This is a genomic window from Gloeocapsa sp. DLM2.Bin57 (genome assembly GCA_007693955.1).
GTDB lineage: Bacteria > Cyanobacteriota > Cyanobacteriia > Cyanobacteriales > Gloeocapsaceae > Gloeocapsa.
This window is the reverse complement of sequence record RECR01000099.1, coordinates 1-20,957: the sequence shown is the minus strand read 5'-3', so window position 1 is coordinate 20,957 and position 20,957 is coordinate 1. Positions and strand designations below refer to the sequence as shown.

The window sequence follows — 20,957 nt, the reverse complement described above, 5'->3', positions numbered from 1 at the left end:
TAATTAAAAAAGTGGGGATGGGCATCGCCTCACTCAAAAACGGTCAATCATCTCTGAAGGTGAAAGACAAGAAGCCTACAGCGTAATCTTTGATTCGGTGTAGGAGTATGTCACTAATCCTCATGATGGCAAATCGGCTAAATTTGTTAATGATACGGGTATGGCGATCGTTGATTTTGGTTTGTGTAGCGCTATCCGAGAAGCGATCGCTCAGAATCAACCAGGAGGGTTTTACCGTGTTCAAGCTATCTTTGATTGTGACTATTACTATAATAGTGCTACAGAATTGGTAACCTTTGTAGATAACCACGATATGCCCCGCTTTTTGAGTATTAATAGTAATTGGGATAAACTAGAATTGGCGATCGCCCTGATTATGACTAGTCGGGGTATTCCCTGTCTCTACTATGGTACAGAACAATATCTCCACAACGATACTAATGGTGGTAATGACCCCTATAATCGCCCTATGATGGAATATTGGGACACCAATACCGATTTATATCAAATGGTGCAGAAACTCTCTCAATTGCGTCAAAATAACCCCGCAGTCTCTCGGGGAAGTCATGAACCTAAATATGTCAGCGAGAATGTTTATGCTTATCTACGTCGTTACCGCGAGAATCGTTGTTTAGTCATTATGAATAAGGGTTACTCTACCACTATTAACCTAGAAAATCCCGAATTACCCGACGGTAACTATACTTGTTTGCTCACAGGGAGAACTCTTACTCTGCAAAATAATTATTTTGGTGGTTTATATCTAGCTGAAAATGAATGTCTCGTACTTAGTTGCACAGGTCAACCTCTAGAGGCTAAAATGATTGTCAGAGCACAATTAAACGGTGTGCAAACCCAAATCGGAGAAAGAATCGTAGTCACAGGAGATTGTCCCGAATTAGGTAATTGGGATCTAGATCAAGCCTATGGACTGGAGTATATCAATAAAAATACCTGGTTTGGGGAGATACCTTTTAATGAAAGCGCAGGAAAAGCGATCGCCTATAAATACGCTTTAGTTACTTCTTGGGGTGATCCTCGACGGGAAAATATCCAAAGTCGTCGTTGGATTCTCGCTAATCAAGGTATCGTTAAATGGCGCGATCGTTGGATGTTTTAATTATTAAAAAAAAGAGATAAAAGAAAATTGATTCTATTTACCTCTATTATCAACAATAGCTTACCAAAAATGTAAAATATTAACTAGCTACACCGTTAAAGGTTCATGAGTGTAGCAGTTTTTTGGACAAATACGGGAACATGCTTGACAACCTATACAATATTGAGGGTTAGCCACAGTCATAACCTTACGTTCGATTTCGTCGTCATCCTCATCCTCAACGAATTCGCCATCTTCATTTAAAGCGCTTAAACTAAGGACATTTTGACCACAGACTTTAAAACAGCGACCACAACCAATACATTTCTCTAGATCGATAGATTGAGCGAAGCGTGGTTCCCAAGTAGTACCAGCAAAGGTTAAACCAGTTAAAGTAGACATAAAATGTGTTCTCCTGAACTAATAAGTAAACAATTTTTTTAGCTATGTTTAGCTAATCAATTTGACACGGATTAATTTAGCAATTTTTTCATCAATTCTTAGCCAATTATTCTCCATATTAATAATCAAATCTGGGAATTTTTGTTCTATAGTTACCATTAATCCTGGTTTAATTCCGATAGATTCTAACTTATCGATTGCTTCACCAGTTAAACTGGTAATAATTCCTCGTTCTTTTTCTTTGAGTAAGTGTAAGGAAGAAAAACTAACTGTAAACTTTTGAAAAAACATAATTAAGACTCTATATCCCTCCATTTAAGATGATTTTTAGTAGCAACCCAGTAGAGTTCTAACCAGAGACGAGGATTTTTATCCTTTAAAGTTGAGAGAGGATCGCGAATAATTCTGACCACATCTAAGACCACAACTTCAATTAATCCCATATTTTCGGCTATATCTTTTAATTCTTGATAATATTGATAAACCTTTTTCACCTGTTTACTGGGACAATAAACAACGAGATAGTAACAGCGTTTACCTGATCTTTCTAAGTAGCAGTCAACTACTTTAACGTAACAAGAATCCAGTAATTGTTTTAAAGTAGGATAATACTTACTAACAATATCGATATACTCTTGGGCTAATTTGTCGGTGATTGTTTCCATAATAAAAGCGGAAATCAAGTTTAATTGGTGAGAAGATTCAGTTAGGTTTAGTGACCAAACCAAACCCAACTTGTGAATTAAACAAGATAAGCTTCTTGATGAGTTCTAATCGTACAATCAGAACGAGGATAAGCAATACAAAGCAGAACATAGTTTTTAGCTATTTGGTCATCATCTAAGAAACTTTGGTCATCTTGATCAATTTCACCCGCTTCGATACGACCTACACAACTAGAACAAGCGCCGGCACGACAAGAAAAAGGTAAATCTATACCCGCATCTTCGGCAGCATCTAGAATATAAGTATCTTCAGGAACATCCAAAGTTATATCGAACTCGGGGGGTTGTTTTTTGCGACCTTTGATTAAGCGAACTTTATAAGTAGTAGTCATGGTGTTCTCCTTAAAAAAAAATTAGTGACAAGAACTAGCAGTTGGGGTACAATCTCCCGCAGAGAAAGACTTACCGCAACCACAGGTATCAGTGGCATTAGGGTTAGTAAAAATAAAACCACTTTGAGTTAAACTTTCAGCAAAATCGATAACTACGCCATCGAGTAAAGAGGCATTAGTTGGATTGACATAAATATAAATACGATCTTGCTCAAAAACCAAATCATCGGGATTGGCTTGATTAACGATATTAAGGGTATATTCATAACCACTGCAACCACCGTCTTTAAGACCTACGCGAATACCATTAGTAGATTCCGAGGCTGTACCTCTGAGGAAAGTTCGCAGACGAAAAGCCGCTTTTTCCGTTAGTGTAATCGTCATTGAGATAACTCCTGAGTTAAATGAGTAGAAGAAGAAAAAGAGGAAATTTGATTAGAGGTTTGACCACAGACAGGGCAATGAGGATCACGATAAGAACGACGTTTAGCAAAAGTAGCATTAGCCAGATTCATCGTCAGTAATTGTCCAAACAGAGGCTCACCCAATCCCGTAATCACTTTGATTACTTCCAAAGCAGCTAAACAAGCCAAAGTACCCGAGACTGCACCAACAACACCAAAACCCCAACGGTCCCAGTCAGGTTTTTCTGGGAAAAGACAAGACAAACAGGGAGTTAACCCGGGAATAATGGTAGTCAGATAGGCATCAAAATCGCACATAGCCGCTTCAATCATTGGTTGCTGCGCACGTACACAGGCGTCATTGAGTAGGTTACGTTCTGTGAAGTCAAAAGCACAGTCAACAGAGATATCAGCTTGTTTAACCAAATCGTAAATATTATCAGCAGTAACATATTCTGGGATAGCGTCGATTTCCACATCGGGATTAATTTGTAAGAGAGTTTCTTTCGCCTTGACAACCCTGGTTTTACCTACCCAATCATGAGTCATCAGGATTTGACGGTTCAGATCATCTAGTTGTAACTCTCCACCCCGCACTAAAATTAATTTACCGATACCAGCTACCGCTAGATAGAGAGCAACTGTTCCACCTAAACCACCGACTCCCGTAACTAATACCGTTGTCGATTTAAGTTTTTGTTGGGCTATTTCCCCAAAACCTGGTAACATCATCTGACGTCGATAACGTTCTCGTTCTGTCGGTGTTAGTTCAATCACGTTTATTCCACTCCTGAATTATCGGTTAAAGTCTCCAATAAAACTATATTTTTCGGTTTCGTTTGGAAGACTTTAAACAGTTTAGTTTCTAGAGGGCTAGTGGTTTGAAACAATTCATAGGCTTCGGTAAAAGCTTCTTTATATTTAGCTAGTTTTTCCTCTTCAGGAATGTCACCAAAAACCTGATCTACTTCAGTAATCAATTGGGAAAACTTTTTTAAGATGTGTAAACGATTGACGTTAACAAATTGTTGGTCATAGGGAATCCCAAAAAACTGTAAATAGTCTTCGGTGTCAATCAGTTGTTGAAAAGCTTTGAGGGTTTTTTCACTCATGTAGTTTGCTTCTCCCATTGTTTGAGTTGTTGTTTGAGTTGGTGGAGTTGTTGATAGATTTCGTAAGTTTGAGCTGCTGCTATAGGGAGGTGTTCGTAATCTGCGGGTAACCCTTCGGCGAGGTCATGTAGATCCATTTTCATCTGACCTGCTTTAGAGTTAAGACGTCTGATTTTGTCCTTTAATTCTGAGATGGTTTCTATAGTCATAATTATTTAGATATCTGCAACTTCAGGGAAACGTTGAATAAAATCAATACCCGAAAGGGTGAGTTTTTCTCCTTCTTGGGCGAGTTTTTCGAGAGAATCAAAGCCGAAACGATGGACATCTCTTAAAGCACGCTTAACTACTATAAGACGACCAGACCAAACTAAAACCCAACCGAAACCCTCATGACTCAAGTCCATAACCACTTGACAGAGTTTACCCGTTTCTTTTTCCACCCTTACGGCGATCGCCCGATAGAAAGTTAAGACGCGTAATTCGGTAACAGGATCTAAATCGCCACTGACAGAGATTTCTCTTTTCTTCTGTTTAGTAACCACAAAAGGAGCAAGCACTAAGCGGTCTTCCCAACTACGAAAGGTTCCGTAATCGTCTTGAGCGCGAACTTGACGGGTTAACTCCTGTAAAAAGGGGTTTTCCTTAACAAACTGATTAGCTGCTTCAACGTCTAATTGTATAGTTGTCATATTTCTCCTAGTTAGATAGTTGAGTTATTCTTCTTCGTCAAAGTCAAAAGACTTTGTTTCTTGTTGGACAATTTTGCGTAACCAAGGGGGAGGATTACCCTTGAGTACTTTAACTAATTCATTGAGAATATTATCAATAGTCTCTTCTTCGGTTCTGGCGCGAATAGGGGTAATTTTCTTACGGATTAATCGCGCCGCAGCACTTCCGCCAATGGCTGAAACATAAACAATAGAACAATCACTGAGAGCCTCTATTTTGGGGACTAATTTATCCTCGTTACCATCTTCTTTTAAATCTTCGGCAAATTTGAGAGTATCAACCAAATTAAAACCATCTGCGGAGACGTCATAGAGGGCGATTTGTTGAGCCCAACCAAAGTGCGCGTTGATATGGACATTATCGCTGGTAGTAAAAGCAACTTTCATAATTTCCTCCTAGGGATAAGTTAAAAAAACTTGCTGATTCTTCTCATGGCATAACAGATGACTTCTTCAGCTTTGAGAATCAAACTGTCTAGAGAATGATCAGCAAAATGATTATGTTTAGGAAAACTTTCTGTCATGACTAAGAGATAGCCACAACAAATAACTACTGACCCGAGACCTTTATGTGTATAATTAATAAAGGTTTGTAACAGTTTCCCTGTTTCTTTTTCAACTTCTTTACAGATAGCTTGATAGAAAGCAAGGATACCAAGTTGAGTTAATGAGGGGTCAGAGTCATTAACACCCCTAACCAGAGATTGTAATAGTTCTTCATTTGACCAATGTTGATAGATTCCTTGTTCATCCTGGAGACGGAATTGTCTGATTAATTCCTCTAGAAAAGGATGTTCAGTGGCTGGGTTAGCTTGCAGTTGCAGAAAGGTAGCTGAGTTCATGGTAGGAAAGTGGGTAGAGGGAAGAGAGGGGAGAGTGTGGGGAGACGGGGAGACGGGGAGACGGGGAGAGGGGGAATGCGCGAAAAAATTCTTAATTCTTAATTCTTAATTCTTAATTTGGAATAACACCTAACACCTAACCCCGAACTCCTTAATGATTAACTTCTAATTCAAGAAAGAGATTACCAACATCGAATAAAAATTGCATCGTACCGCGATAACCTACTAAACAACGTTGATTATTACCAAGGCGATCGAAGATAGGATAACCGAGACGATAGAGAGGACATTGGAGTTTTTCAGAGAGAGTTTTACCTTGAGAATTAGTGATTAATAAATCAACAGGATTATCTACTAAAAGATTTTCCATATCTTCTAAATCACCGATAACCACTGTTTCTAGGGGTAAATCCTCTAAAATAGTTGACTTAGTAGTAGTAACAGCAGCGGTAATCTCAGCACCCATAGACTGAAGTAACCAACTAGTTTGGTAGAGTAAATCAGGTTCAAGGGCGATCGCAATTCTTTTGCGTCCAAAATAGAAATGACTATCTAGGATAGCGTCTTGTAATTGACGACGCTGACGTAGGTATTTAGGGGGAACTGCTAATCCACTGAGTTGAGAAAGTTTCCAGAGAAATTGATCTACTGCTTCTAAACCAGCTAAACGAGGGAAAACCTGATAGTCTGTGTTAAAGCGTTCTGACAAAATAGCAGCAGCTGGACTCATACTCTCACCAATCGCCAAAGTATAGAGAGAGTTAGATAAAGATTGTAACTGTGTTAGAGAAGTTCCCCCCGAGGTGACGGTTTGGTAATCATCCTCTAGGTGTCCATCTAAAGAACCAGATAAATCAGGAAGTACCAGGGGTTGAAGTCCAAAAGCTGTGACAATTTCTTTAATTTCTTCCACATCACCAGGAGAGAGAAAAGAACCAGCTAAAATAGTAACCTGTTGAGAATCGGCAACAGAATTCACCCCATAATCAGCCGAAACGATCGCCTCTACAGCGGTTGCATAACCACTTTGTAAAGAACCCTTATAATCAGGGGTAGAAGCAAAAATAATCGGTAAATCAACCAATTCCGGGTGATTAGTGCGAAAAGACTTGAGGATACGCCCCATATCATCACCTCTAGTTTCCGTCAATCCCGTAGTCAACAAGCCGATTAATTCAGGTTTAGCCTTATCTACTAAAGCTAAGATAGCTTGTTCAATATTTTCTTCCCCTCCTAAAATCGTAGAAACTTCGGTCATAGCGGTTGTCGATAGAGGGATAGACTCGCGGAAATGACGTACCAGAAACACTTTAGCAAAAGCCGTACAGCCTTGTGAACCGTGAAATAGAGGCATCATCCCTTTTAATCCCAGGAAAGCCAAAGCAGCGCCAAGAGGTTGACTTTGTTTAAGAGGATTAACCGCTACAGATTTTTTAGGTGTAATAACGTTAGTCATAACTTATACCTCCCAAGGAGCGGGTTTTCTGACTTGTTCCCAAATGGGGCTATAGATAGCCTCATCGATTTCTCTAGCCATTTCAATCATTCCCGTATAACCCGCGTAGGAGTGATGACGTTCCTGATTAATATCTAGAAAAGGAATACGCGCCTTGAGAGCGGTATATTGATTACGACCACCTGCTACGAGTAAGTCTGCTTTGGTTTGATTAATCAATCTCAAGATTTCTTGAGCGTTACCTTTTTCGAGCATAACGCCCTCTTCACCTAAAAGTTTTCTAATACGCGCTTTATCTTCCTCTGTACTTTTTTTAGTGCTAGTAGCTACCACCTTGATACCCAAATCTTGAGCCGCAGAGATTATCGACCAACTTTTCACCCCACCGGTATAGAGAACCATACGTTTACCTTGGAGACGTTGACGATAGGGAGCTAAAGCGATATCTAAAGCTGTAGTTTCCTCAGCGATTAACTTTTCTACCCTATCTTGTAAAGCAGTGTCACCAAGTTTAGCTGCGATATTGCGTAAACAACGATTCATATCAGCTACACCATAGAAAGACTCTTCGATATAGGGGATACCGTAGCGTTCCCCCATAGCAGTAGCCATATTAATCAGAGCCTTAGAACAAATCATCACATTGAGTTTAGCCCGATGTGCCCTGCAGACCTCATCATAGGTAGCATCGCCAGTAATTTTAGCTAGTACTCGAATACCGAGTTTTTCAAATAGAGGTAAAACGTTCCAAAGTTCACCCGCGATATTATATTCACCAATGAGATTAATATCATAAGGAGTAGTGTATTCAGGTTCTGCTGTTCCCACAACGTGTTCTAGGAGTGATTCACCTGAGAGACGATTACCGAGATTTTTACTCCCAACGAAACCAGGAGAATTAACAGGGATAACTGGTAAGTGGAATTTTTTACTAGCTGCTTCACAAACAGCGTCTAAATCATCACCAATTAGAGCAGTCACGCAAGTAGAATAGACAAAAACAGCCTTCGGTTGGTAACGCTGAGCCACCTCGCCAATCGCTTTATAGAGTTTTTTCTCGCCACCGAAAATGATATCATTCTCACTGACATCGGTAGTAAAGCCCATTTTATAAAGCTTTGAACCAGAAGAAAGACTACCGCGACCACCCCAGGAGTTACCCGCACAGGCGATCGGACCGTGTACTAAATGAGCTACATCTGTAATGGGAACAAGAGCGATGGAAGCTCCATCAAAAGCGCAACCCCCCTGAGCTAAACCTGGTTGAGCTTGTTGTTTACAGGCTTTATTTTTACCTTTACCATCAGCGTGATGATGATTATGTTCACACCCTGATTGAGTGAGTAATTGATTAACTTTGCCTGAAGTGATTTTCATGTATATAACCTAGATAATTAACAATATTTACTGACATCTTCACAACAAACATCAACCAGAAAAGTGAGAGCGCGAAAACGTAAAGCAATCAGTTCATCGTATAGGGGGTTGAGTTTACACAGAGGGGGGATATGAAAGAGGATATGGTGGAATAAGACCACATCTTGTTCAAAAGGACAATTACAGGGGATAACTTGACAGATTAAACGAGCAACAAAAGCGTTTTTGACAGGAATACGCTGAATCCCAACGCGGAGGGGGTAAAATAGGTCAAAGGAGTAGTGAGTATCTGTCATAATTTTACGGGGGCTAGGAGAGAGAGGCTCATAAGGGTAGGTTTTTAACCTTCAGGTGAAGGTAAGACAAGGGAGGAACGAAGGTGGGGAGACAAGGTAGATACTATAAATAAATGTGTTTCTTATTATAGTTGTATTTAAATACATATACTTCCTGGTTCACTTGCCCAGCTTGTCTTTTTTGTCTTAACGTCACTACAAAATTTTGGTAAAAAACCTATTCCTGAGAGGGGGGAGATAAAGTAGATACGAAAAATTAAATGGTTTTAATACATATACTTCTCTAGTCCACTTTCCCTCCTTGTCACCCTTGTTTTACCCCTCGGATAAGGTCATTGTTAAAAACATACCCAAAGGGGGGGAGAACCCTCCCCCACTCTGGTTTTAACGGATTAGGTCATAAGAGATGTCGGTTTTACCAGGAATGCTCGTGTTGCGATCTAATTCATCGAGAACGGTATTAGCAATCCAGTTGAGGAGATTGATAGCTCCGTTATAGCCAATTGTGCTATAGCGATGTAAATGATGGCGATCGAAGATAGGATAACCGATGCGAATCAGAGGGGTATTAGTATCACGCATGAGATACTTACCGTAGGAATTACCGATGAGGAAATCTACAGGTTCAGTAAATAGTAGTGAGCGCATATGCCATAAATCTTTACCACCCCAGACGGTAGCATCTTTACCGTAGGGACTAGCTTCGAGAAGAGCTTTTGCTTCTGCTTCAAATTCGGGGTTAGAGTTGCTAACAACGATATGAACTGGTTCAACACCCATTTCTAGAAGAAATTGCAATAAGCCCATCACTAAATCTGGATCGCCGTAAAGGGCTGCTTTTTTACCGTGTAACCAAGCTTGGGTATCGGTCATCGCATCAACAGCGCGTCCGCGTTCTTTTTCGATTTCAGCAGGAATAGGATTACCCGTAGCTTCTGATAAAGCGATTAAAAAGTCATCTGTTCCTTTAATACCCCAAGGGCGATATACCGCTGTTTTTTGTTGCCATTGTTTCTCGATATAATCGCGAGTTTTGGTGGTAGAGTAAGCTTGTAGAGCTATAGTTTTGGTAGCGTTAATGGAGTCAGCGGCTTCTACTAGAGGTGTGCCACCTTGGTACATTTTATATTCGCCGTCGTTAGGAGAATCTAGATAATCTTCGTTATCTGCTAAAATCGTAGCGTCAACACCGAGAGCTGAGGTCAGGTGTTTTAATTCCCGCAGGTTACCCATATAGGTTTCAAACCCAGGGATAAAGTTGATTTTACCGTTAGTGGTTTCCGCTTTTTTCCCTTCTGTTAAACAGGAGAGAATCCCTTTCATCATGTTATCGTAACCAGTGATATGAGAGCCAACAAAACTAGGAGTATGAGCGTAGGGAACGGGGAAATCTCTAGGTACAGAGCCTTCGTTTTTGGAGTTGGTGATAAATGCGCCGAGGTCATCTCCGATAACTTCCGCCATACAGGTGGTGCAAACGGCGATCATTTTGGGTTTATAAAGGGTATAGGAGTTAGCTAAACCGTCGATCATATTTTTGAGACCACCAAATACCGCAGCATCTTCAGTCATAGAGCTAGAAACGGCGCTAAAGGGTTCTTTAAAGTGACGGGTTAAATGACTACGGAAGTAAGCGACACAACCTTGAGAACCATGTACAAAGGGGAGAGTACCTTCAAAACCTACAGCAGCCAGAATTGCGCCTAGGGGTTGACAAGCTTTAGCGGGGTTGATGACGAGGGTTTCACGGGCGAAGTTTTTCTCTCTGTATTCCCAAGTTTTGGTCCATTCTGCTGTTTCCCCTACTAAATCGGGAGCTGGCATTCCTTCAAAACACTGCTTATTTTTGAACAGTTCTTGGTATTCTGGTTGCTGGAAAAGTTCAACGTGGTCTTTAATATTATCTATATTCTGAGCCATTCTAGTTAATCTCCTTTCTGAGATAAATTTGTTACTGAGTTCAAGAGGGGGAGGAGAATTAATCTCCTCATCTGTGTGTTTATTTCTTCCAAGGCGCTTTAATCAGATCCCAAGTAGGGCTGTTTAGGGCTAAATCCATGTCACGAGCAAAGATAGCGAAACCGTCATAACCGTGATATGGTCCTGAATAATCCCAGGAGTGCATTTGACGGAAAGGTAGAGCCATTTTCTGGAAGACGTATTTTTCTTTAACTCCAGAGGCAACTAAATCTGGTTGAATGGCTGAGACAAATTTCTCAAATTCATAACCCGTTACGTCGTCGTAAATCAGTGTGCTGTCTTCGATATAGTGGGTGGTGCGTTTATAATCGTCGTTATGAGCAAATTCATAACCTGTACCAACTATTTTCATACCTAAGTCTAGGAAAGCGGGGACAACGTGGCGTGGACGTAAACCACCAACCATCATCATCACGGTTTTGTTTTCTAGAAATGGGCGATATTTAGCGATAACCGCGTCAGCTTGGGGTTGATATTTAGCGATAACTCTTTCTGCACCTTCTTTGATGGTGTCATCGAAGTGAGAAGCGATTTCTCGTAAAGATTCAGCGATTTTGGTAGGTCCAAAGAAGTTATATTCTAACCAGGGCACACCGTATTTTTCTTCCATGTGACGGCTGATATAGCTCATGGAGCGGTAGCAGTGAACGAGGTTTAATTTGACTTTATTGGTACATTTCATCTCGTTGAGTGTACCGTCACCAGACCATTGGGCTACAACGCGTAAGCCTATTTCTTCGAGAAGAATACGGGAGGACCAAGCGTCACCACCGATATTATAGTCACCGATAATCGCTACATCATAGGGAGTACCTTCAAATTCGACGGGATCTTTATCCCCTGGAGTTAAAACCCAGTCACGAATGGTATCATTAGCGATGTGGTGACCTAAAGATTGAGATACACCGCGGAAACCTTCACAACGAACGGGTACAACTGTTTTACCGATTTCTTTATTAGCTTTTTTAGCTACTGCTTCAATATCATCTCCAATTAGACCGATGGGACATTCTGATTGAATACTGACTCCACCATTGAGGGGGAAAAGTTCTTCTATTTCTGTGATTAATTTACTTAGTTTTTTGTCACCACCGAAGACGATATCTCTTTCTTGGAAATCGGAGGTAAAGTCCATTGTACCAAAACTATCTACACCAGTAGTTCCAATATAATAATTACGGCGACCTGACCAGGAATAATAACCGCAACCAACTGGACCATGGGAGATATGAACCATATCTTTAATCGGTCCCCAAACTACCCCTTTTGAACCTGCATAGGCGCAACCGCGAGTAGTCATTACACCAGGGAGAGATTTAATATTAGACTTAACACCGCAATCGGATTGACCTTCTTCGTAAACGTTAAGATGTTTTTGGCGTTTTTTCGCAGCTTTTTCGGGATAAGCTTCGAGAACCTCTTGTATCAATTGTTTTTTGTCGTCTGTAGTCGTCATGGCTGTCTCGTTAATAAATTATAGGTTAGAGGGTGAGTAGAAACGATAGATTTAGATTGGACGTTTCTACCCTTATTCTGATTACTTACACACTTGCAGTTGGAGTTGTAGCAATAGCTTTTTGATATTCTTCTTCACCACCGAGGAGACCGAAATCAATTAATAATTCTTCTAATTCATCCATGGTGATTGGAGTAGGAATAACCAAGTTTTTGTTGTCTTGGATTTTTTGGGATAAAATGCGATACTCTTCAGCTTGAGGATGATTAGGAGAGTATTCAATCACTGTCATACGGCGGATTTCAGCTTCTTGGACCTGTTTGCTGCGAGGTATAAAGTGAATCATTTGAGTGCCAAGACGACGGGCTAATTCTTCGATTAGTTCAACTTCACATTCAACGTTACGGCTGTTGCAGATTAAACCACCTAAACGAACGCCACCAGATTCAGCGTATTTTAAAATACCACGAGCGATGTTGTTAGCTGCGTACATCGCCATCATTTCTCCAGAGGTAACGATGTAGATTTCTTGAGCTTTTCCTTCACGGATAGGCATAGCGAAACCACCACAGACAACGTCCCCTAATACGTCGTAGGAAACAAAGTCTAGATCTTCGTAAGCGCCGTTTTCTTCGAGGAAGTTAATAGCGGTGATAATACCACGACCTGCACAACCTACACCTGGTTCTGGACCACCTGATTCTACACAAAGTACGTCGTTAAAACCTTTGACTAATACTTCTTCTAGTTCGATGTCTTCTACTGAGCCGCGTTCTGCAGCTAGGTGTAAAATTGTGGTTTGGGCTTTACAGTGCAACATTAATCGGGTAGAATCCGCTTTAGGGTCACAACCAACGATCATGATGCGGTTTTTTTCTGATAATGCAGCTAGTGTATTCTGTGAGGTAGTAGATTTACCAATACCGCCTTTACCGTAAAAAGCTATCTGTCTCATGTCAATTTCTCGCTTAAACTTAATAATGGATTGAAAAGAAAGGGTTCGGTTTTAAGTTGTCTAATCTCTAAAAGATTAGAGGACTGAATAATTAGCCCTTTTATTTTTTTTTAGGGGAGACTAAAACTGTTAAAACCAAAACTTTCAGAGGGGTTGAAAATTAATTACAACATTAGTTGTCTTTCGTCAGAAAGTTAAGACCTAATTGGAGGTGCTCTACTTTCTTGTTTTGAATTAGTGATCATTGATTAAACTGCTTCTACAACTAGGGTAGAAAGTACTTTTTCGCGTAATTTAGCTTCGATACCCATTTTGAGAGTAATAGTACTACTGGAACAACTTCCACAAGCTCCCTTGAGTACTAGTTTGACTACATCTCCTTCTAGGTCCAATAATTCTAAATCTCCACCGTCAGCGATTAGAGTAGGGCGAATTTCTTCGAGTACTTGCTGAATACGGTTAATTTTTTGGACGGTGGTTAAGGTTGCATAGTTATTAACAACTTCGGTGGTTCTAGCGATGGTGTTGGCTTTTTCTGCGGCGATACTATAGAGTAAATCGTCAATATCGGCTAAACAAGAACCACAACCGCCACCTGCTTTGATATAATTAGTGACTTGTTCGGCTGTTTCTAGTTCGTTTTCGAGGATAACTCGGCGAATTTTGGCATCGCTTATCCCAAAACAACTACAGACTAACGCTCCTTCGTCTTCTTCGTGATTATCTAGAGGAATACCACGATAATTAAAGATAGCTGCTTCTAAGGCTTCTTGTCCCATCACCGAACAGTGCATTTTTGCTTCTGGTAAACCGCCTAGAAAGTCGGCAATCTCACGGTTGGTGATTTTGAGGGCTTCGTCTAGGGTTTGACCTTTGAGTAATTCAGTCAAAGCAGAAGAGGAGGCGATCGCGCTAGCACAACCAAAGGTTTGAAAACTAGCAGTAATAATGCTATCGGTAGCGATGTCTATTTTAAGGTAGAGTCTGAGAGCATCTCCACAGCTGATGCTGCCTACATCACCGATGGTGATCGCTTCTCCCTCGTTGCTAGCGCTGATTGCGCCTTGATTGCGAGGGTGATAAAAATGCTCCATTACTTTGTCTGTATAATCCCACATAGTCTCTTGCTCCTATAATTATTTAGCTAAAACAGCTTGTTCTTGTTCTTGTAACCAAGTCGCATCATCGCTGTTAAAAGGAGAGAGTGCGCGCAGTCTGTCGATAATACCTGGTAAAACTTCTAAAACGCGATCGATTTCTGTTTGAGTGGTATAACGAGAGAGACTAAAACGGATTGAACCGTGTAAGACACTGTACGGTAACCCCATAGCTCTTAAGACGTGAGAAGGTTCTAAAGATCCAGAAGTACAGGCAGAGCCAGAGGATGCACAAATTCCGAATTGATCTAAAGAAAGTAAAATCGCTTCTCCTTCGATATACTTAAACCCGATATTGCTAGTATTTGGTAACCTTTGGACGGGGTGACCATTAACCGCGGTGTTAGGAATAGTAGTGAGTATGGATTGTTCTAAATAATCTCGTAACTGTTGTTCGTGTCCAACATTAATTAGGTGATATTCGGCTAATTCACAAGCTTTACCTAAAGCTACCATTCCTGGGACATTTTCAGTTCCTGCGCGACGTCCTCTTTCTTGATGTCCACCAATTAATAAAGGACGGAAGCGAGTCCCACGGCGAACATATAAAGCACCTATACCCTTGGGGGCGTGTAATTTATGACCTGAAAGGGTCAACATATCAATAGTGCTTTCCTGCATATTCAGAGGGATTTTACCCACTACTTGCACTGCATCTACATGAAAGAGCGCGCCGTATTCTTTGACCATTGACCCAATTTGTTCAATGGGGAAAATTACACCAGTTTCGTTATTCGCATACATCACTGTTACCAGAGCGGTATTACCCGTGAGGGAGGCTTCAAGTTCGCTTAAATCTAATTGACCTTGACCATTAACCGAAAGATAAGTAACACTATACCCTTGTTTTTCTAAGTTTTTACAGAGACTAAGTACAGCTGGGTGTTCTACTTCGGTGGTAATAATGTGTTTTTTCTCTGGTTGAGCCATTAAAGCGGCGCGAATCGCTGCATTATCTCCCTCTGTTCCGCAACTGGTGAAAACGATTTCGGCTGGGCTTTGAGCACCTATGAGAGATGCTACTTGTTCTCTAGCGGTTTTGGTGGCTTTACCCACTTGACCGCCGAAGCTGTGCATACTAGAGGGATTGCCATAGTAGAGGGTAAGATAGGGCAACATCGCTGCTAGAACTTCTTCATCGATTTTAGTAGTTGCGTTGTTGTCTAGATAAATACAGTCTCTCATAATCTTAGTTAGGAAGCGTGTTGAGTAACAATCAAATTAGATAATTTTTCTGAATAGGAATTAAACCAATGTTGCCAATACAATTGTTTTTCTCGGTTTTTCAGGTTTTGCACCAAACTGTCATAACGAGAGAACCATGATTCCCAATAATCGCTATTGGTGCGGGTAGGAAGACATCCCTGGTTAGTAGGACAGACGGAGGCACATTGGGGAGTACCATAAAAGCCTGTACAATTGTTACAAAGGGAGGAGTCTATATACATTCCTTGTAGGTTGGTTTTGATTGCACCAGTGGGACATAATGATTCACAACGTTGACACTGGATACAATTTTTGGTGATATAGTAAGACATAATGGTTTATTCATTACTACCAACTAGATTTGTGATATAACTTTCGTAGAAGTCTAGGGCGATTTTATCGATGAGGTCGTATCCTTCTACTGGTTCTATTCCTGCTTGGCGCAGTTGTTCTTGAGGACATGGTCCTATTTTGGCTGAGAGAACTGCTTGACAATCAGAGATAGTCTTGATTATTGCTTCTAGGGTTGCTTCTTCACCGTAACCACTTTGACAATAGTGATCTATCTTGCGATGTCCGATAAATTTAACTTCGATACCATCTACTTCGTAGATTTGGAATTCTTTAGCGTGACCAAAATGTTGATTAACGATTCTTTGTCCTTTGGTAGCTACAGCAACTAGAATTTTAGGTCCTGCAACTTTGGCGACTTGAATTGCTATTTCGGCTAACTGTTCTTCTTGGGATTTTTTGATGTCAGCGTGGATTTCTTGGCGTTCTTGGAAATCATACTCTGGAGTCATCTCCATAAATTTATCTTTCGTAAATTCTTGGGAGCGATCCTCACCGAGTAAACCTACTGCATCAGCGCGACATTGACGACAGTGACGCATGATTTTCATGTTACCTGAACATTTGTCTTGAACCGATTTTAGTTCTTTAGGTGTAGGTCCTCTTTGTCCATTTAAGCCAAAATATGTACCATGTTCGGGAGCACTAATCAAGGGCATAATATTGTGTATAAATGCACCTTTGGAGCGAATTACTGCGTTAACTTCGGCTAGGTGTTCGTCGTTGATTCCAGGAATCATGACTGAGTTAACTTTACAGAGAATGTCTGCTTCTCTAAGTAAGTCTAAACTTTCCATTTGACGCTCGTGCAGGATTTTAACCCCTTCAATCCCTGTATAACGGCGATTGCGCCAACGTACCCAAGGATAGATTTTCTCGCCAATACTTAGGTCAACCATATTAATGGTTAGGGTGACGTGATCAATGTTTAATTCTTTGATCTTGTCTATATAGTCTGGTAACATTAACCCGTTGGTGGATAAGCACAGTTTAATATCTGGTGCTTTCTCGGCGATTAATTCAAAGGTGCGAAATGTTTGTTTAGGGTTGGCTAGAGGATCTCCTGGTCCTGCTATTCCTAAGACTGTCAACTGGGGGATTTTACCCGCAATAACTAGAACTTTGTGAGCTGCTTCCTCGGGTTTGAGGACTTCGCTAACTACTCCAGGACGGCTTTCGTTAGCACAGTCATACTTGCGATTGCAATAGTTACATTGAATATTACAAGCAGGGGCGACAGCAACGTGCATCCTGGCATAATGATGATGTGCGTCTTCACTATAGCAGGGATGTTTTTCAATCCGCTCTAGTGTTCTTTGTTCTTCTATGCTAGGGTTTGTTTCTCTTTTAGTGGTGCTACTGCAACCACAATTTTTACTAGATGTTGTTGTTGGTATGATTGTGCTGGTCATCTTTTATTGTTTATTGAATTCCGTGAGCAGTGATGACTGAGAGGTTTGTTGATTCGTTATAGCAGTTATATCATCCGTTTTTTTACGGGGTGTTTACTGCTGTTGAGTTCAAATTATTGATATTATTTAGGAAGTACTCAATATCTGAAACGCTGACTGAGTAACTATTTAAGGAAATATTAAAATCTTTTTTGGTACAGGGAACAGGTATTTTTGAGACTAGGTTAGGGTATTTTACCTCTTAACAACCTGTATTTTTGCACTCAAGCTTAAGACTAGACGTTATAGGGGTTAGGTAGGGTTTTCCCCTAGGGTAATTCTACTACCTTGATTGCACTCAAAAGGGAAAAGAACTGGAGAAGTTATCTATATATACTAAAATTTAGTTCACTTCTCCAGGACTGTCACGAAATTCAATTCTGTATCTAATTTAACAGATTGTTGGGCAATAGATCCTACTCACTCAAAATAAAGATGTTTTACTTAGGTCAAAAGCAGTTCAGATAAAGATTTTAGCAGTTTTGTCTTTAGTCTTAACTGAGTTAAAAATAAATAGGGGGGAAATTGGGCTTAAATCCTTATTAGTATTATGCTAGTAATTATAAGTTTAGGACATTTTCAAGTCGTGAAACCCATTACTAGTCTAACTATTCCCTATTCCCTATTCCCTATTCCCTTTTCAAGTAGCGCTATAGCATAGAGCTGAGTAGATAAATACTGATACCTCAGCCCAGAAATACTAGTTCTCTGACCAAAAAATAATCGGACCCCTACCCCAATTATTTTTATATAGATGTCTATAACGCTTATACAGACTGGAATATCAGTTATTGAGTACAAGCTTAATAAACTCTAATGAGTTTGACCTAGAGTTATTGATTAGGTGAATTTAGATGACTTGTTATAAGCAATAAGATATTGAGTTATATTTATTTTTCTCACGAAATTCAATGCAAGAATCTATTAGTCTCAACAATAATAATCAAACGGGATATTTAACTAAGATCATTGCAGCTTTTACAGGTAATAACTGGGTAGAAACCCTCCAAGCAGATTTTCAAATCATCTTTGAGCGAGATCCAGCAGCTCGTAATAAGTTCGAGGTTTTACTGTGTTATCCTGGTCTTCATGCTATCTTATTTCATCGTCTAGCTCACTGGTTATATATAAAACAAGTGGCTTTTTTACCTCGTTTTCTCTCTCATCTAGCACGTTTTTTGACGGGAATTGAGATTCATCCCGGTGCAACTATCGGTAAAGGTGTATTTATAGACCACGGTATGGGAGTAGTCATCGGGGAAACCGCAATTATTGGTGATTATTGTTTGATTTATCAAAATGTTACTCTCGGAGGAACAGGTAAAGAAAGCGGTAAACGACATCCTACTCTCGGAGAACAAGTAGTAGTAGGAGCAGGAGCTAAAGTTCTCGGTAATATCCAAATTGGCGATCGCGTGCGCATTGGTGCGGGTTCGGTGGTACTGAGAAATGTCCCCAATTGTTGTACCGTGGTGGGGATACCAGGTCGGATTATCTCTCCTGGTGGTCTGGGTTGTCCCCTAGAGCACGGAAAGTTACCAGATGTAGAAGCTACGGTAATTCGCTTATTAATGGATCGCATCGAAACACTAGAAAAAATGGTCAAGGAATTAAAGGTATGAGTCAAATTAGGATTAGTGATACGACTCTGCGAGACGGTGAACAAGCAGCGGGAGTAGCTTTTAGTAAGGCTGAGAAAGTCGCTTTAGCTCGTTTTATGGATGCGATCGGTATTCATGAGTTAGAAGTAGGTATTCCCGCGATGGGAAGCGAGGAAGCTGAAGCGATCACAGCCATAACTCAATTGGGTTTAACTACTGATTTAATCGGTTGGAATCGCGCGAAGCGATCAGATATCGAAGCGTCAATCAAATGTGGTCTTAAAAGAGTCCATATCTCTATCCCTGTTTCAGATATTCAAATCCAGGCTAAATTTCAAGGAAATTATGATTTAGTTTGGACAAGTTTACGGGATACGATCAATTTTGCTGTGGATCAAGGTTTATACGTAGCGGTAGGGGGTGAGGATTCTTCCCGCGCTGAACCAGGTTTTCTCTTAGATATGGCTTTAGCTGCACAAAATTGGGGTGCAAATCGCTTCCGTTTTTGTGATACCGTGGGAATTCTTGACCCCATGATGATCACCGAAAGGGTTAGTTATCTAGTTAGTTGGCTAGACATTCCTGTAGAAATGCACACCCATAATGATTTAGGGTTAGCCACTGCTAATGCTTTAGCAGGAATTAGAGCTGGTGCAACTTCAGTCAATACTACCGTTAACGGTTTGGGAGAAAGAGCGGGAAATGCTGCTCTCGAAGAGGTAATTATGGCTCTCAAGCAGATATATCACATTGATTTGGGTATTAATGTGCGTAGATTTCAAGAATTATCCCAAATGGTAGCTCGTGCTTCGGGTAGTTTTGTCCCTCCCTGGAAGGCGATCGTCGGTGAGAATGCTTTTGCTCATGAATCGGGTATTCATGTACACGGTATTTTGCAAAATCCCCACACCTATGAGTTATTCGATCCTCAAGAAGTGGGCAGAGAAAGACGAGTTGTTCTTGGTAAACATTCAGGAAGACACGCTATTGTTAATATTCTACAAGAGTTAGGTATTTTTTTAACACCAGAAGAAACTCATCAGGTTTTAGCAGGAGTCAAAGATTTATCAACCCAACTCAAACGTGCTTTAACTACGGATGAGTTAATCAATATAGTCAAATCAAGGAGAGAAATTGCTCATGGGGTTAACTAGAGTAGATCCAATTGAATTAAATGAACCCCCCATTTTTCAAATGGAAGAAAAGGTTAGGTTACGTAAGATGATCCGCAATGATGGCACTTTTCCAGGTAAGGATATTGGTGTTACTCTGGCTAAGAAAGGAGAAACGGGTTATGTAGTTAGTATTGGTACTTATCTACAAAGTTATTATATCTATGCGGTGCATTTTATTGATAGTAATCTGGTGATTGGCTGTCGCAGCAAAGAGTTAGAGTCAGTTACAGAAGAAGAGGATATGCAACCATGAAGGTAATGTTAAGACGCAATAAAGCGGGACATTTAATCGCTTACGTAGCGAAAAAGGATTTAGAAGAAGAAGTGGTTAATTCTGCTGAAACTAACGCGGGAACGATTTTGACTTTAGCTAATGGTTGGGAGTTAGAATTTTCTGATTTTAAATTTAGTGAAGATTTAGTACTTCCCCAAACTTTGGAAGGGAGAAAATTGTAATTCTAACATTAATAATATTAGCACCAGCGATCGTTGGTGCTTTAGTTTTGAGCTTAACAACTAAGTAGGTAGGTCTAAATAAACGTTAATATAATTGACTCTCTAATAGTTATAGAGACCTTGCGGTTGCTACCCAGAGCCTGACTGCTGAACTGCCCTTCGCTGGTTGGAACCCGCGCCTTTTTAAGGCGAAGCGTGAATGCCCACAAGCTTCACTAGCGCTTGACATTTTACGTTTAATTAAACTGATTTACTTAGCTTAACCGCGAGAAGCCTCAAGCTTTATTTTCTCAAATAAGCGTGAGATGAATCGCGTCCTTATTTTATTTCATCTTGATTCTGTATATAAGTTTTAAGGGTTGAAATAGTAACACCACCACAACTAGCCACAAA

26 protein-coding genes and 1 pseudogene are annotated in these 20,957 nt (G+C 40.4%); 5 read left to right on the top strand and 22 right to left on the bottom strand.

All coding sequences use genetic code 11. From position 1 onward, the window contains the following. The first annotated feature begins 142 nt into the window (after positions 1-142). A pseudogene (locus EA365_13195) lies at positions 143-1,120 on the top strand (cyclomaltodextrin glucanotransferase). A gap of 87 nt (positions 1,121-1,207) precedes the next feature. On the opposite strand, the gene fdxB reads toward EA365_13195, so the two are convergent. The 21 genes from fdxB to nifB form a co-directional block, all read right to left on the bottom strand. Beyond that, positions 1,208-1,501 carry a ferredoxin III, nif-specific gene (fdxB, locus tag EA365_13190; GenBank protein ID TVQ43215.1) on the bottom strand — a complete coding sequence of 98 codons (294 nt, stop codon included), beginning with the start codon at positions 1,499-1,501 and terminating at the stop codon, positions 1,208-1,210. A gap of 48 nt (positions 1,502-1,549) precedes the next feature. Next, a complete protein-coding gene (locus tag EA365_13185; GenBank protein ID TVQ43214.1) occupies positions 1,550-1,816 on the bottom strand; it encodes a ferrous iron transport protein A in 267 nt (88 codons plus the stop codon). Beyond that, complete coding sequence (locus EA365_13180) at positions 1,795-2,166, bottom strand: hypothetical protein (GenBank protein ID TVQ43218.1); 372 nt, start codon at positions 2,164-2,166, stop codon at positions 1,795-1,797. Before EA365_13180 ends, EA365_13185 begins: the two co-directional genes overlap by 22 nt. Before the next feature lie 77 nt (positions 2,167-2,243). After that, positions 2,244-2,558, bottom strand: a complete 315-nt coding sequence (locus EA365_13175; GenBank protein ID TVQ43213.1) for a ferredoxin — start codon at positions 2,556-2,558, stop codon at positions 2,244-2,246. A 21-nt stretch (positions 2,559-2,579) separates the two neighbouring features. Continuing rightward, positions 2,580-2,942 (bottom strand): iron-sulfur cluster assembly accessory protein, encoded by a 363-nt coding sequence (locus EA365_13170; GenBank protein ID TVQ43212.1) that lies wholly within the window; start codon positions 2,940-2,942, stop codon positions 2,580-2,582. Next, positions 2,939-3,736 (bottom strand): HesA/MoeB/ThiF family protein, encoded by a 798-nt coding sequence (locus EA365_13165; GenBank protein ID TVQ43217.1) that lies wholly within the window; start codon positions 3,734-3,736, stop codon positions 2,939-2,941. Before EA365_13165 ends, EA365_13170 begins: the two co-directional genes overlap by 4 nt. A gap of 5 nt (positions 3,737-3,741) precedes the next feature. Further along, a complete protein-coding gene (nifW, locus tag EA365_13160; GenBank protein TVQ43211.1) occupies positions 3,742-4,092 on the bottom strand; it encodes a nitrogenase-stabilizing/protective protein NifW in 351 nt (116 codons plus the stop codon). Beyond that, the gene (locus EA365_13155; protein TVQ43210.1) at positions 4,071-4,283 is read right to left on the bottom strand and encodes a hypothetical protein; all 213 of its coding nucleotides are present in this window, start codon (positions 4,281-4,283) and stop codon (positions 4,071-4,073) included. Before EA365_13155 ends, nifW begins: the two co-directional genes overlap by 22 nt. A gap of 6 nt (positions 4,284-4,289) precedes the next feature. Continuing rightward, positions 4,290-4,766, bottom strand: coding sequence for a NifX-associated nitrogen fixation protein (locus EA365_13150; protein ID TVQ43209.1), 477 nt, complete (start codon positions 4,764-4,766; stop codon positions 4,290-4,292). 24 nt (positions 4,767-4,790) lie between these two features. Continuing rightward, positions 4,791-5,192, bottom strand: a complete 402-nt coding sequence (gene nifX / locus EA365_13145; GenBank protein ID TVQ43208.1) for a nitrogen fixation protein NifX — start codon at positions 5,190-5,192, stop codon at positions 4,791-4,793. A gap of 20 nt (positions 5,193-5,212) precedes the next feature. Next, a complete protein-coding gene (locus EA365_13140) occupies positions 5,213-5,647 on the bottom strand; it encodes a DUF269 domain-containing protein (protein TVQ43207.1) in 435 nt (144 codons plus the stop codon). A 151-nt stretch (positions 5,648-5,798) separates the two neighbouring features. Beyond that, positions 5,799-7,103 carry a nitrogenase iron-molybdenum cofactor biosynthesis protein NifN gene (nifN, locus tag EA365_13135; protein ID TVQ43206.1) on the bottom strand — a complete coding sequence of 435 codons (1,305 nt, stop codon included), beginning with the start codon at positions 7,101-7,103 and terminating at the stop codon, positions 5,799-5,801. 3 nt (positions 7,104-7,106) lie between these two features. Further along, entirely contained in the window at positions 7,107-8,480 is a 1,374-nt protein-coding gene (nifE, locus tag EA365_13130) for a nitrogenase iron-molybdenum cofactor biosynthesis protein NifE (protein ID TVQ43205.1), read from the bottom strand. A gap of 17 nt (positions 8,481-8,497) precedes the next feature. Next, positions 8,498-8,776, bottom strand: coding sequence for a nitrogenase (locus EA365_13125; protein ID TVQ43204.1), 279 nt, complete (start codon positions 8,774-8,776; stop codon positions 8,498-8,500). Positions 8,777-9,160: 384 nt separating this feature from the next. Further along, positions 9,161-10,696: a nitrogenase molybdenum-iron protein subunit beta gene (gene nifK, locus EA365_13120; GenBank protein TVQ43203.1), complete on the bottom strand. Its 1,536-nt coding sequence runs from the start codon at positions 10,694-10,696 to the stop codon at positions 9,161-9,163. 79 nt (positions 10,697-10,775) lie between these two features. Further along, positions 10,776-12,212, bottom strand: coding sequence for a nitrogenase molybdenum-iron protein alpha chain (gene nifD / locus EA365_13115; protein TVQ43202.1), 1,437 nt, complete (start codon positions 12,210-12,212; stop codon positions 10,776-10,778). A gap of 85 nt (positions 12,213-12,297) precedes the next feature. After that, a complete protein-coding gene (gene nifH, locus EA365_13110; protein ID TVQ43201.1) occupies positions 12,298-13,167 on the bottom strand; it encodes a nitrogenase iron protein in 870 nt (289 codons plus the stop codon). A 248-nt stretch (positions 13,168-13,415) separates the two neighbouring features. Further along, positions 13,416-14,285: a Fe-S cluster assembly protein NifU gene (nifU, locus tag EA365_13105; GenBank protein ID TVQ43200.1), complete on the bottom strand. Its 870-nt coding sequence runs from the start codon at positions 14,283-14,285 to the stop codon at positions 13,416-13,418. Between the two features lie 18 nt (positions 14,286-14,303). Continuing rightward, the gene (gene nifS / locus EA365_13100) at positions 14,304-15,509 is read right to left on the bottom strand and encodes a cysteine desulfurase NifS (protein ID TVQ43199.1); all 1,206 of its coding nucleotides are present in this window, start codon (positions 15,507-15,509) and stop codon (positions 14,304-14,306) included. A gap of 8 nt (positions 15,510-15,517) precedes the next feature. After that, positions 15,518-15,862, bottom strand: a complete 345-nt coding sequence (locus tag EA365_13095; GenBank protein TVQ43198.1) for a 4Fe-4S dicluster domain-containing protein — start codon at positions 15,860-15,862, stop codon at positions 15,518-15,520. A gap of 6 nt (positions 15,863-15,868) precedes the next feature. After that, positions 15,869-17,293, bottom strand: coding sequence for a nitrogenase cofactor biosynthesis protein NifB (gene nifB / locus EA365_13090; protein ID TVQ43197.1), 1,425 nt, complete (start codon positions 17,291-17,293; stop codon positions 15,869-15,871). Between the two features lie 950 nt (positions 17,294-18,243). Between nifB and cysE the strand changes: the two genes are divergently transcribed. Genes cysE through nifT form a run of 4 tightly spaced genes read left to right on the top strand, consistent with a single transcriptional unit; the run spans position 18,244 to position 20,564 of the window. Beyond that, positions 18,244-18,954, top strand: coding sequence for a serine O-acetyltransferase (gene cysE, locus EA365_13085; GenBank protein TVQ43196.1), 711 nt, complete (start codon positions 18,244-18,246; stop codon positions 18,952-18,954). Then, entirely contained in the window at positions 18,951-20,087 is a 1,137-nt protein-coding gene (gene nifV, locus EA365_13080) for a homocitrate synthase (protein TVQ43195.1), read from the top strand. The genes cysE and nifV overlap by 4 nt, the downstream gene beginning before the upstream one ends. Then, complete coding sequence (locus tag EA365_13075; protein ID TVQ43194.1) at positions 20,074-20,361, top strand: nitrogen fixation protein NifZ; 288 nt, start codon at positions 20,074-20,076, stop codon at positions 20,359-20,361. Before nifV ends, EA365_13075 begins: the two co-directional genes overlap by 14 nt. Continuing rightward, entirely contained in the window at positions 20,358-20,564 is a 207-nt protein-coding gene (nifT, locus tag EA365_13070; GenBank protein ID TVQ43193.1) for a putative nitrogen fixation protein NifT, read from the top strand. Before EA365_13075 ends, nifT begins: the two co-directional genes overlap by 4 nt. 318 nt (positions 20,565-20,882) lie before the next feature. On the opposite strand, the gene EA365_13065 is transcribed toward nifT, so the two are convergent. Beyond that, a partial coding sequence (locus EA365_13065) for an IS200/IS605 family transposase (GenBank protein ID TVQ43216.1) occupies positions 20,883-20,957 on the bottom strand: 75 nt, incomplete at its 5' end.

Excerpts from the sequence above, each read along its gene's own strand:
- EA365_13075 (TVQ43194.1), top strand. The coding sequence starts at position 20,074 with ATGGGGTTAACTAGAGTAGATCCAATTGAATTAAATGAACCCCCCATT.
- EA365_13175 (TVQ43213.1), bottom strand. The coding sequence starts at position 2,558 with ATGACTACTACTTATAAAGTTCGCTTAATCAAAGGTCGCAAAAAACAA.
- nifB (TVQ43197.1), bottom strand. The coding sequence starts at position 17,293 with ATGACCAGCACAATCATACCAACAACAACATCTAGTAAAAATTGTGGT.
- nifV (TVQ43195.1), top strand. The coding sequence starts at position 18,951 with ATGAGTCAAATTAGGATTAGTGATACGACTCTGCGAGACGGTGAACAA.
- nifK (TVQ43203.1), bottom strand. The coding sequence starts at position 10,696 with ATGGCTCAGAATATAGATAATATTAAAGACCACGTTGAACTTTTCCAG.
- nifU (TVQ43200.1), bottom strand. The coding sequence starts at position 14,285 with ATGTGGGATTATACAGACAAAGTAATGGAGCATTTTTATCACCCTCGC.
- nifD (TVQ43202.1), bottom strand. The coding sequence starts at position 12,212 with ATGACGACTACAGACGACAAAAAACAATTGATACAAGAGGTTCTCGAA.
- EA365_13125 (TVQ43204.1), bottom strand. The coding sequence starts at position 8,776 with ATGACAGATACTCACTACTCCTTTGACCTATTTTACCCCCTCCGCGTT.
- nifT (TVQ43193.1), top strand. The coding sequence starts at position 20,358 with ATGAAGGTAATGTTAAGACGCAATAAAGCGGGACATTTAATCGCTTAC.
- nifE (TVQ43205.1), bottom strand. The coding sequence starts at position 8,480 with ATGAAAATCACTTCAGGCAAAGTTAATCAATTACTCACTCAATCAGGG.
- EA365_13180 (TVQ43218.1), bottom strand. The coding sequence starts at position 2,166 with ATGGAAACAATCACCGACAAATTAGCCCAAGAGTATATCGATATTGTT.
- cysE (TVQ43196.1), top strand. The coding sequence starts at position 18,244 with ATGCAAGAATCTATTAGTCTCAACAATAATAATCAAACGGGATATTTA.
- EA365_13170 (TVQ43212.1), bottom strand. The coding sequence starts at position 2,942 with ATGACGATTACACTAACGGAAAAAGCGGCTTTTCGTCTGCGAACTTTC.
- nifS (TVQ43199.1), bottom strand. The coding sequence starts at position 15,509 with ATGAGAGACTGTATTTATCTAGACAACAACGCAACTACTAAAATCGAT.
- EA365_13095 (TVQ43198.1), bottom strand. The coding sequence starts at position 15,862 with ATGTCTTACTATATCACCAAAAATTGTATCCAGTGTCAACGTTGTGAA.
- EA365_13185 (TVQ43214.1), bottom strand. The coding sequence starts at position 1,816 with ATGGAGGGATATAGAGTCTTAATTATGTTTTTTCAAAAGTTTACAGTT.
- EA365_13140 (TVQ43207.1), bottom strand. The coding sequence starts at position 5,647 with ATGAACTCAGCTACCTTTCTGCAACTGCAAGCTAACCCAGCCACTGAA.
- nifN (TVQ43206.1), bottom strand. The coding sequence starts at position 7,103 with ATGACTAACGTTATTACACCTAAAAAATCTGTAGCGGTTAATCCTCTT.
- EA365_13150 (TVQ43209.1), bottom strand. The coding sequence starts at position 4,766 with ATGACAACTATACAATTAGACGTTGAAGCAGCTAATCAGTTTGTTAAG.
- nifW (TVQ43211.1), bottom strand. The coding sequence starts at position 4,092 with ATGGGAGAAGCAAACTACATGAGTGAAAAAACCCTCAAAGCTTTTCAA.
- fdxB (TVQ43215.1), bottom strand. The coding sequence starts at position 1,501 with ATGTCTACTTTAACTGGTTTAACCTTTGCTGGTACTACTTGGGAACCA.
- nifH (TVQ43201.1), bottom strand. The coding sequence starts at position 13,167 with ATGAGACAGATAGCTTTTTACGGTAAAGGCGGTATTGGTAAATCTACT.
- EA365_13155 (TVQ43210.1), bottom strand. The coding sequence starts at position 4,283 with ATGACTATAGAAACCATCTCAGAATTAAAGGACAAAATCAGACGTCTT.
- nifX (TVQ43208.1), bottom strand. The coding sequence starts at position 5,192 with ATGAAAGTTGCTTTTACTACCAGCGATAATGTCCATATCAACGCGCAC.